The sequence below is a fragment of the Agrobacterium sp. CMT1 genome (genome assembly GCF_037203725.1).
Lineage (GTDB): Bacteria > Pseudomonadota > Alphaproteobacteria > Rhizobiales > Rhizobiaceae > Agrobacterium > Agrobacterium pusense.
Genome location: NZ_JBBCAR010000001.1, coordinates 182,877 through 200,330, shown reverse-complemented (window position 1 = coordinate 200,330; position 17,454 = coordinate 182,877). Strand labels below are relative to the sequence as shown.

Below are 17,454 nucleotides of genomic sequence, written 5' to 3'. Positions count from 1 at the left end.
CCAGCAGCTTGTGACTGGCTTTTAGCGGTCGGTTAACTATTTTCGCAATACGCATGATACGGAACAAATGACGTACAACGGCGATCTAGCCGTTCGAAATGTGGGACAAACCGGCCTTATGACAAGCACCGACACAGATCTTTCCAGACGCACCTTTCTTTCCCTTCTTGGCCTTTCTTCCGCTTCGCTTCTCGCAGGCTGCGCCTCATCGGGCACGGGAGACGCCATCCGCCAGCAGGCAAGTGCCATTGGCAGCGATTTCCGCCAGATGTTCTCGTCCGGCGTCAGCGACGCGGAACTGGCCGTCATGTACGGCTCGGTCGAGGATGGCGGTTACGTCATTCCTGCCGTGCCGTATCAGAAAATCGACCGGCGTTATTACCGCCAGCGGGTCGTTGATCCGACGGGCGAACGTCCAGGCACCGTGGTCGTCGATACGCGTTCGCGCTTCCTTTACGTGGTGGAGCCGGGCGGCAGCGCCATGCGTTACGGCGTCGGCATTGGCCGCGAAGGTTTCGCCTGGTCGGGCGAGGGCGTCATCCAGTGGCGTCAGAAATGGCCGAAGTGGACACCGCCGGACGAAATGGTCGCCCGCCAGCCGGAACTCACCAAATATTCCTCCAAGAACGGCGGCATGCCGCCGGGCCTGAAGAACCCGCTCGGCGCCCGCGCGCTCTATATCTTCCAGAATGGCAAGGACACACTTTACCGCCTGCACGGTTCGCCGGAATGGAACTCCATCGGCAAGGCGGTCTCCTCCGGCTGCGTGCGCCTGATGAACCAGGACGTCATCGATCTCTACGACCGCGTGCCGCAGAAGGCGCGTGTCGTGGTCTGGCAGTGAGCCGCGACTTCTTCATATGAAAAAAGGCGGCTCCGTGCCGCCTTTTTTGTTACGTCAGGGTCGGGTGAGGCTGTCCTTCAGCGCATTCACCCGGTCGCGGATCTGCACCAGCTCTTCCAGCCCGCAACCAGTGGCATTGCCGATTGCCGCCATGATCTTCACGCCCTCTTTTTTAAGGTTCGCGCCCTTTGGCGTCAGGGCCACCAGCACCTGTCGTTCGTCCACCGTCCCGCGCTTGCGGGTGATCAACCCCGCATGCTCCAGCCTTTTCAGCAGCGGGGAAAGGGTGCCGGAATCGAGCCCCAGCATTTCGCCGAGCGCCTTGACGGTGGAGGTCTCTTTCTCCCATAGCGCCATCATGACCAGATATTGCGGATAAGTCAGCCCGATTGGGTCGAGCAGCGGTTTGTAGGCCCTTGTGAAGGCATGCGCCGCGCCGTAAAGCGCAAAACATATCTGCTGGTCCAGCCTCAGCAGGCTTTCCATCTTCTTGTCGTCGCCCTCTGCACCCATTTTCCTGCTCCAAAATCAACCGGGGAGGGAACAATCGGCCCCCGCTTTCGGTTCCTGCCGCATGGATGCGCGGCGACATTTCGTGAAAATTATCGCAAAAAACGAATTCGCATTCAATGTGCAAAATTATATTGCGCACAATTCAATTGTTCGCTATAAGAGCCTCAACGCCAACCCGAAGGAGTAAATGTCATGCCAATTCTCTACACGACCAAAGCATCTGCCACCGGTGGCCGCGCCGGTAACGCCAAGTCGGAAGACGGCGTTCTCGACGTCACACTCACTGTTCCCAAGGAACTGGGCGGTGATGGCGCCCGCGGCACCAATCCGGAACAGCTTTTTGCAGCCGGTTATTCCGCCTGCTTCCTCGGCGCCCTGAAATTCGTCGCCGGCAAGGAAAAGGTAAAGATTCCTGAAGACACCACTGTGACGGCAACCGTCGGTATCGGCCCGCGCGAAGACGGCGGCGGCTTCGGCATCGAAGTCTCGCTGAAGGCCAATATTCCTGGTGTGGAGCGCGAAGTTGCTGAAAAACTGGTTGCTGCTGCGCACATCGTCTGCCCCTACAGCCACGCCATGCGCACCTCCACGGAAGTGCCGGTCTCGGTAGCCTGATTTTTCAGGTCTGAAATGTGTGGCGGGTTCATCCCGGCCTGAAGTGGACCGCGACGTCTCCTCCGCATGCAGGACTAGATCCGGCATCCATGCCCCGGCGCGTCTGCGCCTTGAAAGGAGTCTATCGCGATCAAGGACTTGATCGCGCTGGACCCCGGATCTAGTCCGGGGTGACGGGGCGGGGCGCCCTGCACACGATAAATATCAGGCTTGGGCAGTGGATCGTCATTCCTGCGTTCATTCCGCCCTTCTTGTTTGCAGAAAGAAATGTGCTATATTCTTTCCAAGGAAAGGATAGACCCATGAATATTCACACCAAGGCCACCGCGGACCCCGCATCGCAAGGCAGGGTCGTCACCAAGGCTGTCATCGCCGCCGCGGAGCGGCTCGGCCTGAATGCCGCCCGCACGGCGGATATTCTTGGCGTTTCCGCGCCTACGGTGTCGCGTATGAAGCGGCTTGATTTCCTGCTGGAGCCGGGTGCCAAATCTTTTGAACTGGCTGTGTTGCTGATCCGGGTTTTCCGTTCGCTGGATGCGATTGCCGGCGGCGACGAAGCCGTGGCGAAAAGCTGGCTGCGCAATCATAACACGGCGCTCGGCGCCGTACCTGCCGACAAGCTGACTACCATTACCGGATTGATCGATGTCCTCTCCTATCTGGACGCCCGACGCGCTCCTGTCTGAAAAACGCGCTGCGGCGGGAAAATACTGGCGGTTGGTGGAGGCGCAGCACCAGGTTTCCACCATGAAGCTGGTGGATACGGTGGAAGAGCAATCGCTGCTGGAAGATATTCTGGAGGCGAGCAAGCGGCCGTTTCCGCCCGAATGCGCCGGTTTTGATTATCTTCTCGCGACGCCCTTCCGTTATGGCGCAGCCTATCCGCATGGCTCGCGGTTCCGCCGCGCGGGCTATACCGAAGGCGTCTATTACGCCGCCGCGAAGGTGGAAACGGCGCTTGCTGAAATGGCCTTTTACCGGCTGCTGTTTTACGCCGAATCGCCTGGCACGCCGCTGCCTGCCAATCCAGCCGACTATTCCGCCTTTGCCGCCCGCGTCGCCACCGATGCCGCGCTGGATCTGACCGAACCGGCACTCAACCGCGACGAGGCCCTGTGGACTGATCCCACGAATTACGAAGCTTGCCAGACACTGGCGGATCAGGCGCGTCTCGCCCGGATCGAGGCCATCCTCTACCGCTCGGTGCGCGATCCGGCAGGCGGCCTCAACATTGCCATCCTGTCGCCGAAGGCATTCGCCGAAAAATCGCCGGTGGAGCGGATGAGCTGGCGCATCCATCTTTCGAAAACCGGGGTGCAGGCGCTGTGCGAATTCCCGATGCGGCGAACCGGTTTTTCGGCCGCGGATTTTGCCGGTGATCCACGCCTCGCCAGCCTGCTGGGCTGACGGGCGTTCTCTGTTTCATCCTCTTGGCGGGGCGATGATGTCAGGCGGAAGCGAAAAACGCTTCCGGGTCGTCAACTTCCACCAGCCTGCGCTTGTCGATCAGCCAGAAGCGGTTACCTACCGTCCGCACAAAACTCCTGTCATGCGAAACGAAGACGCAGCTGGCTTCACGGCTGATGATTTCCGCCTCCAGCGCTTCCTGTCCCTCGATATCCAGATGGTTCGTCGGCTCGTCCAGCAGATAGAAATTCGGCTCCGCCAGCCTGAGCGCCAGCATGGCAAGTCGCGCCTTCTGCCCGCCTGAGAGCGTGGCGATCCGGCGTTTCTGCATTTCCATGTCGATGCCGGCGCCGGCGAGCAGGCCGTGGATGCGCTGGTCGCCAATGTCGAAGCGATGCGAGAGAAGCGTCGCCGGCGTGCTGTCGTCATCGATGTCGGCAAGCGACTGGTCGACATATCCGGCCACCAGCGAGGGCGTGGCCTTGATGCCCTCCTGAATATGGCCATCACCCGTCACCGCCGCCTGCAGCAGTGACATCAGCCGCGTCTTGCCGACACCGTTGCGACCGAGAATGACGATGCGGTCGCCCTGGCGGATGAATTGCCGGCCGGTGCGAAACAGCACCGTTCCGTCCGGCGTGGAGACGGCCACATCCTCCAGCGTTACCAGTACCTTGGCATGGGTGCCGCGATTGGCGAGCTGGATTTTGCCGGCGGATCGTTCGATATGGGCAGGGCGCGCTTTCTCCTCGATCCTTTCCGCACGCTCGCGCAATTGCTTGGTTTTAACGGTCAGGAGATCGCTGCCGGAATTGATGCCGATATTATTGAGCTTGGCCGCCTGCCGGCGCAGCTGCTGTGCGGTTTTCATGTCGCGCTGGAAACGCCGCTCATCGGCGGCGTCCTCCTCCTCCAGCGCCGCGCGCGCACGGCCATAGGGCAGGCGAAACAGCGCCGAGTTCTCAGGCCGCAGGAAAAGCGTCGTCCGCGTGACATTGTCGAGAAAGGCGCGGTCGTGGCTGACGATGATGACGGCCGTGTCGCGCGGCAGGGCGCCCAGCCAGCTTTCCAGCACGTTGATCTTTTCAAGGTCGAGATGGTTGGTCGGCTCGTCGAGCAGCAGCACGTCAGGCTCTGTGATCCAGGCCTTGGCCAGCATGGCAAGCCTCTGCCAGCCGCCGCTCAGTTCTTTCAGGCGACGCTCGCGGAACGGCTCCGGCACCAGCATGTCATCGAAGATGATGTCTGCGCGCCAGCTTTCGCTATCGATCGTATCCGCCGGCAGGGCGGAAAGCACGGCATCCCGCATGGTCAGCTCCAGCAGGGCGGCAGGTGGATTTTGGCGCACGATGGACTGGGTGAGCCCGCGCAGCCGGGTGATGTCGCCGCTACTGGGCTCCATGTCGCCCACCAGGCAATTGAGCAGGGTGGACTTGCCGCAACCATTGGCGGCGACGATGCCGATGCGGTCGTCCGCATTCACGGTAAGGCTGAGATTGGAAAAAAGCGGTTTGCCAAGGATGATACCGAGGTTGCGCAGCGTAATGATGGTCATGATGTCGTCTCTGGCGAAGACGGACCCGCACCGTTGCCTGCGCGTGCAGGACGGGGTTTCGGTTATCGGTGATCCGTCGTGAAACTATGCGCAATGGCAGACGAACTGCGTCCTGCGCGGCCTTTTAGGCAAACCAGAGGGTGGTGTTCCGGTCAGCCCTGCAAACGTGTCCGCAGGGCAAAAAGGTGGCAGAGCTGACGATTGCGCCAGAAGCAGGAAATATCCATGCGAAGCCTCCTTTCTTGAAACGGGTCGAACCGTCCGACCATTAACAGCGGCGGCGATCCGTTGCAACCCACTTTGAGAAGGGGTGGGTAGGGCCGATGCGGCAAAGCCTACCCGGTGTGAGATGTAGTCGATGCCGCACCTGATCCTTTCAGCCGGGCTCGTTTGGCCCGCTGGCGTCATTGGTTGCCGACACGCGCCCGCAGTTCTTCGACATGAGCGGCGATTTCAGGTGTCACCGCGTCGCCGAAGTCTTCCATTTCAAACATGGGGCGGATTTCGATTTCGCTGCGCTCCAACATCGGGTTCGGGCAGCGTTTTACCCATTCTACCGCCTCGTCCATGTCCTTCACGTTCCAGATCCAGAAACCGGCGACCAGCTCGTTGGTGTGCGGGAAGGGACCGTCGATCACGGTGCGGCTGTCGCCGTCGAAGATCACGCGCTTACCCTTGGAGGAGGGGTGCAGGCCGTCGCCGGACTGCATGATGCCGGCATTGACCAGTTCTTCGTTGAATTTCCCCATCGCCTCCATCAGTTCCGTCGTCGGCATCACGCCGTCTTCGCTGCTTTTTGTGGCTTTTACAAAAACGATTGCACGCATGATCATTCCTCCTGGATTGCGTTTCGTTCAGTTTCGCTCTCCGGCGCGACAACCGGATGACAGTCTTGCCGGGGCGCTCCGCCCCTGTCAGCCAAGATCGATGAGGTCGCGGCGCAGTCTTTCAGGGTCACCGCTTCCAATCTTTGCTTCGATTTCCGCATGGGTCTGCTCCCATATCGGGAATGCGGCGGCGAGTACGGCCATCCCGTCAGCCGTCAGCCGCAGCCGTTTGCCGCGCTTGTCCTTCGGGTCCTGTTCGATGCTGACCAGCCCGCGCCGCTCCAGCGGCTTCAGCGCCGCCGTCAACGTCGTGCGGTCCATCGCCAGAAGATTGGCGACCGGCCCCATCGGCGGCGGCTCCGGGCGGTTCAGCGACATCAGCAGCGAAAATTGACCATTGTTGATGCCCACCGGCTTCAACGCATTGTCGAACAGCCGTGCCAGCGCCCGTGCTGCACGCTGTGTATGCAGGCACAGGCAGGAATCACGCACGAGAATGGTTGTCGCAAAAGGAATCACGCTGACGTTTGACATGCGCTAAATATGTTGATATCAACCTAATTAGTCAAGCGGAACTTGGTGCTCTGCAGACTGTTTGTTGCCTTTCAGCACAGAAATAGGCGGTGCCGGCCGTTGGGACGGAGCGGCGCCGAGGTGAAGGACGGATCCAAGGAGGAAAGATCATGTCTCATCCCGTCGTTTCAAAAGAGGAGTGGCTTGCGGCCCGCCGCGATCTGCTGGTGAAGGAAAAGGAATTGACCCGTGCCCGTGACAGGCTGAACGAAGCCCGTCGCGCATTGCCGTGGGAGGAGGTGACGAAGGATTATATCTTCGACGCGCCTTCCGGCCCCAAATCGCTGAAGGAGCTGTTCGGTGATTGCAGTCAGCTGATCGTCTACCACTTCATGCTGGCGCCGGACTGGGAGGAGGGCTGCGTTGGCTGCTCCTTCTTCGCCGATCACGTCGATGGCGCGCTGATCCATCTCAAGCATGGCGATGCTGGCTTCGTCGCGGTGTCGCGGGCACCGCTTGAAAAGCTCGAAAGCTACAAAAACCGCATGGGTTGGAAATTCCCCTGGGTTTCAGCCGCAGGCACGGATTTCAATTACGATTATCAGGCCTCGTTTCGCGACGAGGATATGGCAAGCGGCGAAATCACCTACAATTACCGCGACATGGCGCCCTATGGCGACCTGAAGGACCTGCACGGCATCAGCGTTTTCGCCAGGGGCGAGGACGGCAAGATCTATCACACCTATTCCACTTATGCCCGCGGGGCGGAGCAGACGCTCGGCACATTGATGCTGCTCGATCTGGTGCCAAAAGGCCGTAATGAAGAGGGTGTAATGGATTGGGTGCGCCGCCACGACCAATATGAGGACGCGCCGAAAGCCGCATCCTGCTGTCACTGAAAACGGCAAGACGAGAGGAGGAGACGACAATGGAAATGGAAAGCGTCAAGCCGCAGAAGGAACACGAATTCCTGTCTAGGCTCGTCGGCGACTGGGTAATGGTTGCCGGCCATGAAGGATACGATCCTGATGATCCGGACCAGCGTTTTACGGAGACCGTCCGCTCCATCGGCGGGTTGTGGGTCATCGGCGAAGGCTCCGGCAGGATGCCTGACGGCGACCGGATGACGGCCGTCATAACGGTCGGCTTCGATCCGGCCAAGGGCAATTTTGTCGGCACCTGGGTAGGGTCGATGATGACGCATCTCTGGGTCTACAAGGGCTGGCTGGAAGAGGACGGCAAGACCCTGACGCTGGAAGCGGAAGGCCCCGCTTTCGACGGTTCCGGTGGCACCGCGACCTATCACGACGTGCTGGTGCTGCATGATGACAATCACCGCAGTTTCTCCGGCAGCGTCAGGCAGCCGGATGGCACATTCAAGACCTTCATGACATCGGAGTTTCGGCGCAAGTCGTAAAGCTCGCCGGGACTTGATCTGAACGAACGTGCCGCCGCGCCCTGCGGCGGGCGCTTGCCGAAACACCCGCCAAACCCTCCATAGGAGACGACAATGTCCGATACGCATGGAAAATTCATCTGGGTCGAGCTGATGACACCCGACATGGAAGCGGCCGCCCGCTTTTATGGTCATGTCGTTGGCTGGCAGACCAAGGATTTCGGCTCGCCGGAAATGCCCTATCTCGTGCTGGAAGCCGACGGCAAGGGCATGGGCGGCGTCATGGAACTGACCGACGAGCACAAGGTCCAGGGCATTCCGCCGAACTGGACGGCCTATGTCGATGTCGACGATGTCGACGCGACGGCAAAACGTTTTGCCGAAAAAGGTGGCGCGATCCGACGTCCGCCGCAGGACATCCCGGAAATCGGCCGCTTTGCCGTGGTGGCCGATCCCTATGGCGCCGTGCTCTGCATCATGACGCCGCAGCCAATGGAAACCGGCGGTTTCCCTGAGGATATGCAGGCGAAACAGGGCCATGTCGGCTGGTACGAACTCTTCACCGACAATGTCGATGAAGCGATGGCCTTCTACGGCGATGTCTTCGGCTGGACCAAGGACCATGATTTCGACATGGGCGAAATGGGCCCGTACCGCATCTTCGCCCATAACGGCAAAGCCGTTGGCGGCATCATGAAACGCATGCCGCAGGTTCCCGTCTGCCATTGGGGTTATTACTTCAATGTGGATGGCATCGATGACGCCATCACCCGCGTCAGTACCGGCGGCGGACAGGTCGTCAACGGCCCGATGGAAGTGCCCGGCGACAGCTGGATCGTTAACTGCGTCGATCCGCAGGGTGCCTATTTCTCGCTGGTCTCGCAGAAGAAATAAGTCTGTTGCTGATGATCTGCCGGGGCAACGTCCGGCAGATCATCGCTCTCTCGACAGGCGAACGTGATCGATAAAGGCCCGCAGCTTCGGCGCAAGGTTGCGACGGCTGGGATAATAGAGATAAAACCCTGCGAAGCTGGGCGAATAGTCTTCCAGCATGGAAACAAGCTCTCCGCGCTCCAGATAGGGCCGGAATGTCTCTTCCATGCCAAAGGTAATGCCTGCACCGGCACAGGCGAGCTTGATCATCAGCTGCATGTCGTTGGTGGTGAAAGCAGGCTCCACCGCCACCGCAAACTCCCGGCCGCTTTCGGCAAATTCCCATCTGTATGGCGCAATACCCGGACGAGGCCGCCAGCCGATACACCTGTGCTCGATCAGCTCGCGTGGCTGGCCGGGCAGGCCGAATCGGTCCCGGTAGGAAGGAGAACAGACGGCAAGCTGCCGCTGGGGAACTGATACCGGAACGGCAATCATATCCTGTTCGATAAGCTCTCCCAGACGCACGCCGGCATCGTAATGCTCGGCGACAATATCGAATTCTTCATCCGTCACGACGATGTCGAGCTGCACTTCGGGATGTGCCTCGGCAAAGCTTGCTAGCAGAGGTCCCGACAAGAAACGTTCTGCAATGGACGACACCGCCAGCCGAAGCTGACCGCGCACCGTGCCGCCAAGCGATGAGGCTGCCTGCGCCGCCTGCGAGATCGCGCCTATGGAAGACGAGACATCAGCGTAAAGCTGCTGCCCCGCTTCCGTCAGGCTCACGCTGCGGGTGGTTCGTTGGACCAGCGCAATTCCCATTGTCTCCTCAAGCTTGCGGATGGTCTGGCTGACGGCGGAGCGGGTGACGCCCAGCCTGTCCGCGACGGCGCGAAAATTCCGTTCCTCGGCAACAAGGCAGAACGTCGAAACAGCATTGAGATCAATGTTCATTGGTTAGAAATTCTACCCATTGAGGTAACTATTAAGGCGGTTATCACGACAATGCCTGAGCGCTATCTTCCCTGCAACGGTCGATTTCGAAAAAGCCGACCGTAACAGCAAGGAGATAGCCATGACATTGAACAAAGTTGTTCTCATCACGGGTGCATCGAGCGGGATCGGTGAAGGCATTGCGCGAGAGCTGGCCGCCGCCGGCGCAAAACTGGTGCTCGGGGCGCGCCGGCTGGATCGCCTTGAGGCGCTGGCCGAAGAACTGCGCCGCACGGGCGCCGACGTCGTCGTCCATCCGCTCGACGTGACCGACAGGCACAGCGTCGAAGCCTTCGCAGAGGCAGGCCGCAAGGCTTTCGGTGAGATCGACGTCATCGTCAATAATGCCGGCATCATGCCGCTGTCGCTGATGTCGTCGCTCAAGGTCGATGAATGGGACCGCATGATCGACGTCAACATCAAGGGCGTGCTTTATGGCGTCGCGGCCGTTCTGCCCGAGATGACCGCCCGCGCCTCGGGCCATATCATCAACATCGCTTCCATTGGCGCGCTCGCGGTCTCGCCAACGGCGGCCGTTTATTGCGCCACGAAATTTGCCGTGCGGGCGATTTCGGATGGGCTGCGGCAGGAAAACCGCGACCTGCGTGTCACCTGCATTCACCCCGGCGTGGTGGAAAGCGAACTCGCCCATACCATCACCGACCCGGCCGCCGCCGAACTGATGCAGAGCTACAGGGCCATAGCCCTGAAGCCGGACGCGATCGGCCGCGCGGTGCGCTACGCCATCGAACAGCCTGACGATGTGGACGTCAACGAAATCGTCGTCCGCCCAACCGCTGCCTGAGGAGATTGAGATGAAAGCCATTTTTTCAAGTGCACTTGCGATTGCAATGCTCGCGGGAAATGCCGTCGCGCTCGCAAATACGCAGCATCCGGATGACCGGTTGAAACGTGGCGATGATGTCGTCCGCAGTCTCAATAATGGCCAGCCGCAAGCCAATCTGGAGCGCATGCGGCAGGAGTTTCCGTTCCTGGCGCAGGCAACGGAGGGATATGCCCTGGGTGAGGTCTGGTCGCGGCCGGGTCTGGACAACCGCACCCGCCAGCTGGCCGCCGTCGCTGTCATGGCGGCCCTTGGCGAGCGCGATCTGATGAAAGTCCATGCCGGTTATGCGCTGAATGTGGGCGCAACCGACGAGGAACTGAAGGAGATGATCTATCTGATCACCGTCCCGGCCGGTTTCCCAAAAGCCATCGCAGCGTCACGCACGCTTGCGGAACTGTTCGAGGAACGCCGCGCCAATGCCGCAACGGGAGTGGAGAGACAATGAACATCGTATCGACATCGGTTGCGCTTCTGCTTGCGGCGGCTTCGGCCGAAGGGGAGAACCGCAAATCTAGCAACGCCACGGAAGTGAACATGACCGAAAACGCGGAGATCCAGAACCATCCGTATGTCGGCATGTGGGTCACCGGCGATGGCCACGTTCGTCAGGAACTTCTGCCCAATGGCCGCTATGACGAGGCGCGGGGTAACCGCAAGAGCGCCTATCAGGGACGGTATGAGGTGAAGGGCAACCACATCGACTATTGGGACGACACCGGCTTTACGGCCGATGGCGAGTTCGTCGACGACATTCTCTACCACGGCGGCATGATCTTCTACCGCGAGAAGTGATAACCACGCCAATCAAGCGCCGCCCGCTCCATCGCGAGCGGGCGGCGCGCTTGTTGCTATCGCTTCAAACTACCCAAAATCCCGCGCACGATGGCGCGGCCTACCGAAGTCGCGACCGAACGGGCAGCACTTTTCATCGCGGCCTCGATCACCGTTTCGCGCTGGTAGCCGGAACGGCGCGTGCCGCCGTTGCGTGAGCCGCTGGAATTTTGCGCAGGTTCGTCATCACCGAAACCGGGCAGGCGCCAGCGGCCGGAGGCGTTGTCGGACTGGTTTTGGGCATTTTCTTCTTCAGCACGCTTCGCAGCCTCGGCCTCCGCCGCCTTCTGGGCACGGGCGGCAAGAATCTCGAAAGCCGATTCCCGGTCTATATCCTTGTCGTATTGGCCGGAGACGGGGCTGAGATCGATCAGCGATTTGCGTTCCGCATCAGTCAGCGGTCCGACGCGGCCGGATGGTGGCCTGACGAGCGTGCGCTCGACGATGGAGGGCGCACCCTTGTCGTGCAGGGTGGAAATCAGCGCTTCACCCGTGCCGAGCGTGGTGATGGTATCTGCCGTGTTGAAGGCCGGGTTCTGTCGAAACGTATCGGCTGCCGTGCGCACGGCTTTCTGTTCGCGCGGCGTATAGGCGCGCAGCGCATGCTGCACGCGGTTGCCGAGCTGGGCAAGCACGGTCTCCGGCACGTCGAGCGGGTTCTGCGTCACGAAATAAACGCCAACGCCCTTGGAGCGGATGAGGCGCACGACCTGCTCCACACGCTCCACCAGCACGCGCGGCGCATCGTTGAACAGCAGATGCGCTTCATCGAAGAAGAACACCAGACGCGGCTTTTCCGGATCGCCGACCTCGGGAAGCTCTTCGAAGAGTTCGGAGAGCATCCAGAGCAGGAAGGTGGCGTAAAGGCGCGGGTTCATCATCAGCTTGTCGGCGGCGAGAACCGAAACCGTGCCGCGCCCATCCGTGCCCACACGCATGATGTCGGCGATCTTCAACGCCGGCTCGCCGAAGAAATTGGCAGCGCCCTGCTGTTCGAGAACCAGCAGCCCGCGCTGCAGCGAACCGACCGAAGCCTTGGAAATCAGCCCGAACTGGTTGGAGAGTTGCGTTGCGTTTTCGCCCATATAGTTGAGGAGCGATTGCAGGTCTTTCAGATCGAGCAGCGGCAGCCCGCCCTGATCGGCGATCTTGAAGGCGATGTTGAGAACGCCTTCCTGCGCCTCGGAAGCATCCATCAGCCGGGCGAGCAGCAGCGGCCCCATTTCGGCGATGGTGGCACGCACGCGATGGCCTTTTTCGCCATAGAGATCCCAGAAGATGACAGGCGACTTGCCGTAGGAAAAATCGGTGAAGCCGATCTGTTCGGCGCGCTTCTGGACCCAGTCCTTCGCTTCGCCTTCGGCTGCGATTCCGGAAAGGTCACCCTTGATATCGGCGCAGAAGACCGGAACGCCGGCCTTCGAAAAACCTTCCGCCAGAACCTGCAACGTCACGGTCTTGCCCGTGCCTGTCGCGCCGGTGATGAGGCCGTGGCGGTTGCCGAATTTCAGTTCGAGATATTCGCCCTTGTTCAGGCTGTCATCCGGATTGCGGCTGGTGCCGATATAGAGCTGTCCGTCCTGCAACATCGACCAATTTCTCCTGCGGCTGAAACACGACCCCTAAAATCGCGGCGGATTTTGCAAAAGTCATGTCCGAATTAAAAGTGTTCCGGCATGATAGGGAGACTCCGGCAGGGAGCAGCCCTTTCATAGTTTGGTTGCGATGATCTTATAAGGACAGTTTCAAGGCGCAACAACTGCTTGATGGCGATGAAGAAAAAGCGCTTGATGAAAGTTGCCGCACCGCTCATGGCCGCTTGAATGCCACATGAGATTGTTTTACGTTGACGTTAACGTCAGTTCGTAGAAGTTGACGTCGTTTTTCAACAGGAGGCAAGAATGAACGAAGTCGTGGATCAGATCGCCGCAAAGGCGGGGATCGACCCTGAACTGGCTGAAAAGGCCATTGGCATGATTCTCGGTTTTCTCCAGCGCGAGGCTGCAGACGGCCCGATCGCGCGGATGATCGAAGCCATTCCCGGCGCGAGCGAGCTGGTGGCGCAGTATAATGGCGAAGGTGCCGGCGGCGGCGGTCTGCTCGGTGGCCTGATGAGCGCCATCGGCGGCGGCGGCATCATGGGGCTTGGCCAGCAGCTGATGAGCCAGGGCCTTGGCATGAGCGAGATTTCCACCCTCGCCAAGGAAACCATCGCCGCTGCCCGTCAGCATGCCGGCGATGAAACCGTCGATCAGGTGATCGCCTCGGTCCCGGGCCTCAGCCAGTTCGCCTGAGCCGGACTATTCCATCGCGGGGCGTGGCGGCTGTTCTTTGAACAGGCGCCGCGCCTCTTCTATTTCGGCATGGTGCGTTTCCGCCCATATCCACACCCCGCAAAAAGCGCTGCCCAGCGTGCGGCCAAGGTTCGTCAGGCCATAATCCACATGTGGGGGAATGACGGGATGCACCGTGCGGCGCACCAGCCCGTCGCTTTCCATCTGCCGCAGCGTCTTCGTCAGCATCTTCTGGCTGATATTGCCCACATGTTTGCCAATCTGCGTAAAGCGCAGCGTGCCGTGCTCTTCCAGCACTTCGAGAATGAGCATCGTCCATTTGTCGGCCACCTTGGCAATGATGTCCTGAACCAGCGCCTCTATTGCCGGATCTGTATCCGTCGGTGGCGGAACCTTGCGCCGGTTCTCGATGGCCGGGTCGGCTGCATGCCGCTTCATCTTACACTCTCCATTTGGTAAGTATAAATCTTTTGGGTGCCTACTTTCGATTGGAGAGTATCATAGCTAACTTCCTTTCAGCCAACAAGCAAAGGATGTTCCCATGAAAATCTCTGGCAATACCATTCTCATCACCGGCGGCGGTTCCGGCATCGGTCGTGCTCTGGCGGAGGCCTTTCACAAGGCCGGCAACAGGGTCATCATTTCCGGCCGGCGCAAGGCCGTACTCGACGAGGTGACGGCCGCCAATCCCGGCATGGCCTCGATGGTGATGGATGCGACGGACGCGGCAGGCATCCGCGCTTTCGCAGAGGCTCTGGTAAAGGCCCATCCCACTCTCAACGCCGTCATCAACAATGCCGGCATCATGCGGCCGGAAGACATCGCCGCAGCCCCGGATTATCTGGACACGGCCGAAGAAACCATCGCTACCAATCTTCTTGCACCCATCCGCCTGACGGCGGCGCTTTTGCCGCATTTCCTCAAGCAACCCGCCGCGACGGTGCTGACGGTCTCCTCCGGCCTCGCCTTCGTGCCGATGGTGCTGACCCCCACCTACAGCGCCACCAAATCCGCCATTCATGCCTATTCGGTCGCTCTGCGCGAGCAGCTTGAAGAGACGCCGGTGGAAGTCATCGAAATCGTGCCGCCTTACGTGCAGACGACGCTGATGGGTGAGGGGCAGGCGAAGGATGAAAGAGCCATGCCGCTTGATGCCTTCATTGCCGAGGTCATGGATATCCTCGAAAATCGTCCGGACGAGAAGGAAGTGGTGGTGGAACGCTGCAAGCCGCTGCGGTTTGCCGCGCAGAACGGAAATTTCGATCAGGTCTTCGCCATGATCAACCATATGCATCCTTGAGCGGCAGCGTCTGTCGCATGGGGACATCCTGTGATAGCGTCGCGCTCCTATCTGAGGAGTGCGCGCTTTCATGGCCCAAGGCCGGTTCCTGATGCCGAAAACCAGCATGCCCGGTGTCGTCGCCGTCGTGGCGGATAGCGATCGTTCTTTCCCACGCCATATGCATGATCAATTCGGTATCGGCGTCATCGAACGCGGCGCACAGAAATCGCTTTCCGGCCGTGGCATGGTGGAAGCGGCCTCCGGTCAGGTCATCACCGTCAATCCCGGCGAGATACATGACGGTATCCCGCTCGGGGAGGGCGGCCGCGCCTGGCGGATGCTCTATCTCGACATCGATATCGTGCGCGATGTCATTGCCGATGTCTGTGAGAAGGATCGCGGCTTTTTCGAATTCGCCTATCCTGTTGATGCAAGGCCTCTGGCGGAGCGGTTCAACGCTGTCTTTTCCGCCGTCACTGCAAAGGAACGACCGGGCGAAACCCTGCACAGCGACGAGACCTTGCTGATGCTTCTGGCGGCTGCGATGGAGACGGCGGCTAAACCGCCCGTGGTGACCTCGCCCGACACCATCAGGCGCGCGAAAAGCAGCATCGATGACGACCCTGCCCACCCGTTCCGCCTTGCCGATCTGGCCGCGGAAGCCGGCATGAGCCAATTCCGTTTCCTGCGCGCCTTCGCAAAAGCAACCGGCCTGACGCCGCACAGCTATCTTCTCCAGCGGCGCGTCCATCTGGCCCGGCACGCGCTGGCCGGAGGTAAGCCGCCGGCCGAGGTTGCCTTCCTTGCCGGTTTTGCCGACCAGAGCCATCTGAACCGCGTTTTCGTGCGCCAGTTCGGGGTGACGCCGGCGGTTTACCGGGCGGCGACGGGCGGCGGATCGTCGCTCTCTTCCGTCATGCGGGACTAGATCCGGCATCCAGCCATGGCGCGTCTGCGCCGTGAAAGAAGTCTTTCGTGGTCAAGGACTTGACCACGCTGGACCCCGGCTCGGGGGCCGGGGTGACGGTGTGCGGATTTGGCCCTGCAATTTCATCCAAGACACCCGCCCGAGTCATCACCATGCTCTCGTCCTTCACCCACAGGACACCGCATCATGACACCCGAATTCCTCATCACATCCTTCATCGTTGCCGCCTCTCCGGGCACCGGCGTGGTATACACGCTGGCTGCCGGCCTTTCGCAGGGGGCGCGGGCGAGCGTCATTGCGGCCTTCGGCTGCACGCTCGGTATCGTGCCGCATCTGCTCGCCGCCATCACCGGTCTTGCCGCCATCCTGCACACCAGTGCGCTGGCCTTTAGCGTGGTCAAATATCTGGGGGTCGCCTATCTGCTCTACATGGCGTGGAACACGCTGCAGGAGAATGGCGCGCTGAAGATCGATGAGACGAGGCAGCCGCAGAAAGCCGCCCGCGTCATCGGTGAGGCGATCCTCATCAATCTGCTGAACCCGAAACTGTCGATCTTCTTTTTTGCCTTCCTGCCGCAGTTCATCGCGCCGGATGAGGCTTTGCCGACATGGCGCGTGGTCGATCTCGGGCTGATCTTCATGGCCATGACGTTTCTGGTCTTTGCGCTTTACGGCTGTTTTGCCGCCTCGGTCCGGCGGCAGGTGGTGTCACGCCCGGCGGTCCTCGCCTGGCTGAGACGCAGCTTCGCCGCCGCATTCGTGGCGCTGGGGGCAAAGCTGGCCTTGACCGAGCGATAAGACGGGACCGCAAGGCCCCGTCGCCTCAGTTGTCCCAGTCGGGCGCGAGGTGGCCGGGGCTGACAATGCGGCCATTCGGCTTTGCCAGCGCATGGATTGCCTGCATTTCTTCTTCCGAGAGCGCGAAATCGAAAATATCGAAATTTTCCTTGAGGCGGCTTTCCGTCGCCGTCTTGGAAAGCGCCACGATATCCGGCTGTTGCACCGCCCAGCGAAGGGTTACCTGCGCGGCGGTTTTGCCATGCCTCGCGCCGATATCCTTCAGAACAGGGTCGTTCGGCACCTTGCCGTCGGCCATCAGGTAATAGGCTGTCACCGACATGCCGTGCTTGCGCGCAGCCGCAATCACCTTCGTCTGGTCGAGATAGGGGTGATATTCGATCTGGTTGGTGGCAAGCGGCGTGTCGGACAGTTTCACCGCCTCTTCGGTCAGCGCCACGTTAAAGTTGGAAATGCCGATATTGCGTGCCTTTCCGGCCTTGCGCACCGCGTTCAGCGCGCCCATGCGCTCGGCAAGCGGCACATCGCTCTTTGGCCAGTGCAGCAGCAAAAGGTCGACATAGTCGGTCTTCAGCTTTGCAAGACTCTCATCAACGGAAGCGAGAAAATCGTCGTGGCGATAGCGGTCTACCCAGACCTTGGTGGTCAGGAATATATCGTGCCGGGAAATGCCCGACTTGGCGATGACCTCGCCCACGGCCCCTTCGTTCTTGTAAATCTGCGCGGTATCGACATGGCGGAAACCGAGCTTCAGCGCCTCCGGCAGAATGCGCCTGACATCGTCTTCCGGAATGCGGAAGGTGCCGAAACCGAGGGCGGGAATGTTCGCGCCATTTGCGCTGACGTCATACATGGGATGTCTCTCCTGTTTGCTGAAACATGGCCGGCGCGGACGCCGGGGGGCAGGGAAGCCGTCTTTCATTAACTGGTATCCG

The 17,454-nt window shown here is 60.3% G+C and carries 22 protein-coding genes; 14 read left to right on the top strand and 8 right to left on the bottom strand.

Features of this window, described 5'->3' with window-relative positions; genetic code table 11:
* Nucleotides 1-118: 118 nt before the first annotated feature.
* The gene (locus tag WA845_RS01160) at nt 119-844 is read left to right on the top strand and encodes a L,D-transpeptidase (RefSeq protein WP_004440507.1); all 726 of its coding nucleotides are present in this window, start codon (nt 119-121) and stop codon (nt 842-844) included.
* 54 nt (nt 845-898) lie between these two features.
* On the opposite strand, the gene WA845_RS01155 is transcribed toward WA845_RS01160, so the two are convergent.
* Entirely contained in the window at nt 899-1,357 is a 459-nt protein-coding gene (locus WA845_RS01155; RefSeq protein ID WP_004440509.1) for a MarR family winged helix-turn-helix transcriptional regulator, read from the bottom strand.
* Between the two features lie 192 nt (nt 1,358-1,549).
* Here WA845_RS01155 and WA845_RS01150 point away from each other — a divergent pair, with 192 nt between their 5' ends.
* The 3 genes from WA845_RS01150 to WA845_RS01140 all read left to right on the top strand — a co-directional run bounded on the left by WA845_RS01150 (nt 1,550) and on the right by WA845_RS01140 (nt 3,379).
* Nucleotides 1,550-1,972, top strand: a complete 423-nt coding sequence (locus WA845_RS01150) for an organic hydroperoxide resistance protein (protein ID WP_003509379.1) — start codon at nt 1,550-1,552, stop codon at nt 1,970-1,972.
* A gap of 302 nt (nt 1,973-2,274) precedes the next feature.
* The gene (locus tag WA845_RS01145; protein ID WP_004440515.1) at nt 2,275-2,658 is read left to right on the top strand and encodes an MbcA/ParS/Xre antitoxin family protein; all 384 of its coding nucleotides are present in this window, start codon (nt 2,275-2,277) and stop codon (nt 2,656-2,658) included.
* Nucleotides 2,618-3,379 carry an RES family NAD+ phosphorylase gene (locus WA845_RS01140; protein ID WP_004440518.1) on the top strand — a complete coding sequence of 254 codons (762 nt, stop codon included), beginning with the start codon at nt 2,618-2,620 and terminating at the stop codon, nt 3,377-3,379. Before WA845_RS01145 ends, WA845_RS01140 begins: the two co-directional genes overlap by 41 nt.
* Before the next feature lie 40 nt (nt 3,380-3,419).
* On the opposite strand, the gene WA845_RS01135 is transcribed toward WA845_RS01140, so the two are convergent.
* The 3 genes from WA845_RS01135 to WA845_RS01125 all read right to left on the bottom strand — a co-directional run bounded on the left by WA845_RS01135 (nt 3,420) and on the right by WA845_RS01125 (nt 6,295).
* Nucleotides 3,420-4,934, bottom strand: coding sequence for an ATP-binding cassette domain-containing protein (locus WA845_RS01135; protein WP_112553428.1), 1,515 nt, complete (start codon nt 4,932-4,934; stop codon nt 3,420-3,422).
* Nucleotides 4,935-5,338: 404 nt separating this feature from the next.
* Nucleotides 5,339-5,761 carry a YciI family protein gene (locus WA845_RS01130; protein WP_004440523.1) on the bottom strand — a complete coding sequence of 141 codons (423 nt, stop codon included), beginning with the start codon at nt 5,759-5,761 and terminating at the stop codon, nt 5,339-5,341.
* Nucleotides 5,762-5,848: 87 nt separating this feature from the next.
* Nucleotides 5,849-6,295 carry a MarR family transcriptional regulator gene (locus WA845_RS01125; protein ID WP_112553431.1) on the bottom strand — a complete coding sequence of 149 codons (447 nt, stop codon included), beginning with the start codon at nt 6,293-6,295 and terminating at the stop codon, nt 5,849-5,851.
* A gap of 149 nt (nt 6,296-6,444) precedes the next feature.
* Here WA845_RS01125 and WA845_RS01120 point away from each other — a divergent pair, with 149 nt between their 5' ends.
* The 3 genes from WA845_RS01120 to WA845_RS01110 all read left to right on the top strand — a co-directional run bounded on the left by WA845_RS01120 (nt 6,445) and on the right by WA845_RS01110 (nt 8,564).
* Nucleotides 6,445-7,173: a DUF899 domain-containing protein gene (locus WA845_RS01120; protein ID WP_337322149.1), complete on the top strand. Its 729-nt coding sequence runs from the start codon at nt 6,445-6,447 to the stop codon at nt 7,171-7,173.
* Nucleotides 7,174-7,202: 29 nt separating this feature from the next.
* Nucleotides 7,203-7,691, top strand: coding sequence for a DUF1579 domain-containing protein (locus WA845_RS01115; protein ID WP_006700024.1), 489 nt, complete (start codon nt 7,203-7,205; stop codon nt 7,689-7,691).
* 93 nt (nt 7,692-7,784) lie between these two features.
* Entirely contained in the window at nt 7,785-8,564 is a 780-nt protein-coding gene (locus WA845_RS01110; RefSeq protein ID WP_112553435.1) for a VOC family protein, read from the top strand.
* A 39-nt stretch (nt 8,565-8,603) separates the two neighbouring features.
* On the opposite strand, the gene WA845_RS01105 is transcribed toward WA845_RS01110, so the two are convergent.
* Nucleotides 8,604-9,500, bottom strand: a complete 897-nt coding sequence (locus WA845_RS01105) for a LysR family transcriptional regulator (RefSeq protein WP_112553437.1) — start codon at nt 9,498-9,500, stop codon at nt 8,604-8,606.
* A gap of 121 nt (nt 9,501-9,621) precedes the next feature.
* Here WA845_RS01105 and WA845_RS01100 point away from each other — a divergent pair, with 121 nt between their 5' ends.
* From WA845_RS01100 to WA845_RS01090, 3 genes are read left to right on the top strand one after another with little or no spacing between them, the layout of a single operon-like run.
* Nucleotides 9,622-10,344, top strand: a complete 723-nt coding sequence (locus WA845_RS01100) for an SDR family oxidoreductase (protein WP_112553439.1) — start codon at nt 9,622-9,624, stop codon at nt 10,342-10,344.
* A 10-nt stretch (nt 10,345-10,354) separates the two neighbouring features.
* Entirely contained in the window at nt 10,355-10,831 is a 477-nt protein-coding gene (locus WA845_RS01095; RefSeq protein ID WP_037091682.1) for a carboxymuconolactone decarboxylase family protein, read from the top strand.
* Nucleotides 10,828-11,178, top strand: a complete 351-nt coding sequence (locus WA845_RS01090; RefSeq protein ID WP_004440535.1) for an Atu4866 domain-containing protein — start codon at nt 10,828-10,830, stop codon at nt 11,176-11,178. The genes WA845_RS01095 and WA845_RS01090 overlap by 4 nt, the downstream gene beginning before the upstream one ends.
* A 56-nt stretch (nt 11,179-11,234) precedes the next feature.
* Here WA845_RS01090 and WA845_RS01085 read toward each other — a convergent pair whose 3' ends face one another.
* Nucleotides 11,235-12,806, bottom strand: coding sequence for a helicase HerA-like C-terminal domain-containing protein (locus WA845_RS01085; RefSeq protein ID WP_107340988.1), 1,572 nt, complete (start codon nt 12,804-12,806; stop codon nt 11,235-11,237).
* Nucleotides 12,807-13,118: 312 nt separating this feature from the next.
* On the opposite strand from WA845_RS01085, the gene WA845_RS01080 reads away from it, so the two are divergent.
* Nucleotides 13,119-13,511, top strand: coding sequence for a hypothetical protein (locus tag WA845_RS01080; protein ID WP_045532513.1), 393 nt, complete (start codon nt 13,119-13,121; stop codon nt 13,509-13,511).
* Between the two features lie 6 nt (nt 13,512-13,517).
* Here WA845_RS01080 and WA845_RS01075 read toward each other — a convergent pair whose 3' ends face one another.
* Nucleotides 13,518-13,949, bottom strand: a complete 432-nt coding sequence (locus tag WA845_RS01075; RefSeq protein ID WP_004440539.1) for a winged helix-turn-helix transcriptional regulator — start codon at nt 13,947-13,949, stop codon at nt 13,518-13,520.
* A 103-nt stretch (nt 13,950-14,052) separates the two neighbouring features.
* Here WA845_RS01075 and WA845_RS01070 point away from each other — a divergent pair, with 103 nt between their 5' ends.
* From WA845_RS01070 to WA845_RS01060, 3 genes are all read left to right on the top strand, one after another.
* Entirely contained in the window at nt 14,053-14,811 is a 759-nt protein-coding gene (locus WA845_RS01070; RefSeq protein ID WP_022555800.1) for an SDR family oxidoreductase, read from the top strand.
* Nucleotides 14,812-14,881: 70 nt separating this feature from the next.
* A complete protein-coding gene (locus tag WA845_RS01065) occupies nt 14,882-15,721 on the top strand; it encodes a helix-turn-helix transcriptional regulator (RefSeq protein WP_045532511.1) in 840 nt (279 codons plus the stop codon).
* A 186-nt stretch (nt 15,722-15,907) separates the two neighbouring features.
* Nucleotides 15,908-16,519: a LysE family translocator gene (locus WA845_RS01060; RefSeq protein ID WP_045532510.1), complete on the top strand. Its 612-nt coding sequence runs from the start codon at nt 15,908-15,910 to the stop codon at nt 16,517-16,519.
* Between the two features lie 25 nt (nt 16,520-16,544).
* Here WA845_RS01060 and WA845_RS01055 read toward each other — a convergent pair whose 3' ends face one another.
* Nucleotides 16,545-17,372 (bottom strand): aldo/keto reductase, encoded by an 828-nt coding sequence (locus WA845_RS01055; protein WP_045532509.1) that lies wholly within the window; start codon nt 17,370-17,372, stop codon nt 16,545-16,547.
* Nucleotides 17,373-17,454 lie beyond the last annotated feature (82 nt).

Bases quoted from the DNA above. Each gene is read 5' to 3' on its own strand.
- WA845_RS01055 (WP_045532509.1), bottom strand. From the start codon at position 17,372: ATGTATGACGTCAGCGCAAATGGCGCGAACATTCCCGCCCTCGGTTTC.
- WA845_RS01135 (WP_112553428.1), bottom strand. From the start codon at position 4,934: ATGACCATCATTACGCTGCGCAACCTCGGTATCATCCTTGGCAAACCG.
- WA845_RS01100 (WP_112553439.1), top strand. From the start codon at position 9,622: ATGACATTGAACAAAGTTGTTCTCATCACGGGTGCATCGAGCGGGATC.
- WA845_RS01110 (WP_112553435.1), top strand. From the start codon at position 7,785: ATGTCCGATACGCATGGAAAATTCATCTGGGTCGAGCTGATGACACCC.
- WA845_RS01065 (WP_045532511.1), top strand. From the start codon at position 14,882: ATGGCCCAAGGCCGGTTCCTGATGCCGAAAACCAGCATGCCCGGTGTC.
- WA845_RS01090 (WP_004440535.1), top strand. From the start codon at position 10,828: ATGAACATCGTATCGACATCGGTTGCGCTTCTGCTTGCGGCGGCTTCG.
- WA845_RS01120 (WP_337322149.1), top strand. From the start codon at position 6,445: ATGTCTCATCCCGTCGTTTCAAAAGAGGAGTGGCTTGCGGCCCGCCGC.
- WA845_RS01095 (WP_037091682.1), top strand. From the start codon at position 10,355: ATGAAAGCCATTTTTTCAAGTGCACTTGCGATTGCAATGCTCGCGGGA.
- WA845_RS01125 (WP_112553431.1), bottom strand. From the start codon at position 6,295: ATGTCAAACGTCAGCGTGATTCCTTTTGCGACAACCATTCTCGTGCGT.
- WA845_RS01105 (WP_112553437.1), bottom strand. From the start codon at position 9,500: ATGAACATTGATCTCAATGCTGTTTCGACGTTCTGCCTTGTTGCCGAG.
- WA845_RS01160 (WP_004440507.1), top strand. From the start codon at position 119: ATGACAAGCACCGACACAGATCTTTCCAGACGCACCTTTCTTTCCCTT.
- WA845_RS01150 (WP_003509379.1), top strand. From the start codon at position 1,550: ATGCCAATTCTCTACACGACCAAAGCATCTGCCACCGGTGGCCGCGCC.
- WA845_RS01140 (WP_004440518.1), top strand. From the start codon at position 2,618: ATGTCCTCTCCTATCTGGACGCCCGACGCGCTCCTGTCTGAAAAACGC.
- WA845_RS01115 (WP_006700024.1), top strand. From the start codon at position 7,203: ATGGAAATGGAAAGCGTCAAGCCGCAGAAGGAACACGAATTCCTGTCT.
- WA845_RS01145 (WP_004440515.1), top strand. From the start codon at position 2,275: ATGAATATTCACACCAAGGCCACCGCGGACCCCGCATCGCAAGGCAGG.
- WA845_RS01080 (WP_045532513.1), top strand. From the start codon at position 13,119: ATGAACGAAGTCGTGGATCAGATCGCCGCAAAGGCGGGGATCGACCCT.
- WA845_RS01060 (WP_045532510.1), top strand. From the start codon at position 15,908: ATGACACCCGAATTCCTCATCACATCCTTCATCGTTGCCGCCTCTCCG.
- WA845_RS01070 (WP_022555800.1), top strand. From the start codon at position 14,053: ATGAAAATCTCTGGCAATACCATTCTCATCACCGGCGGCGGTTCCGGC.
- WA845_RS01075 (WP_004440539.1), bottom strand. From the start codon at position 13,949: ATGAAGCGGCATGCAGCCGACCCGGCCATCGAGAACCGGCGCAAGGTT.
- WA845_RS01085 (WP_107340988.1), bottom strand. From the start codon at position 12,806: ATGTTGCAGGACGGACAGCTCTATATCGGCACCAGCCGCAATCCGGAT.
- WA845_RS01130 (WP_004440523.1), bottom strand. From the start codon at position 5,761: ATGCGTGCAATCGTTTTTGTAAAAGCCACAAAAAGCAGCGAAGACGGC.
- WA845_RS01155 (WP_004440509.1), bottom strand. From the start codon at position 1,357: ATGGGTGCAGAGGGCGACGACAAGAAGATGGAAAGCCTGCTGAGGCTG.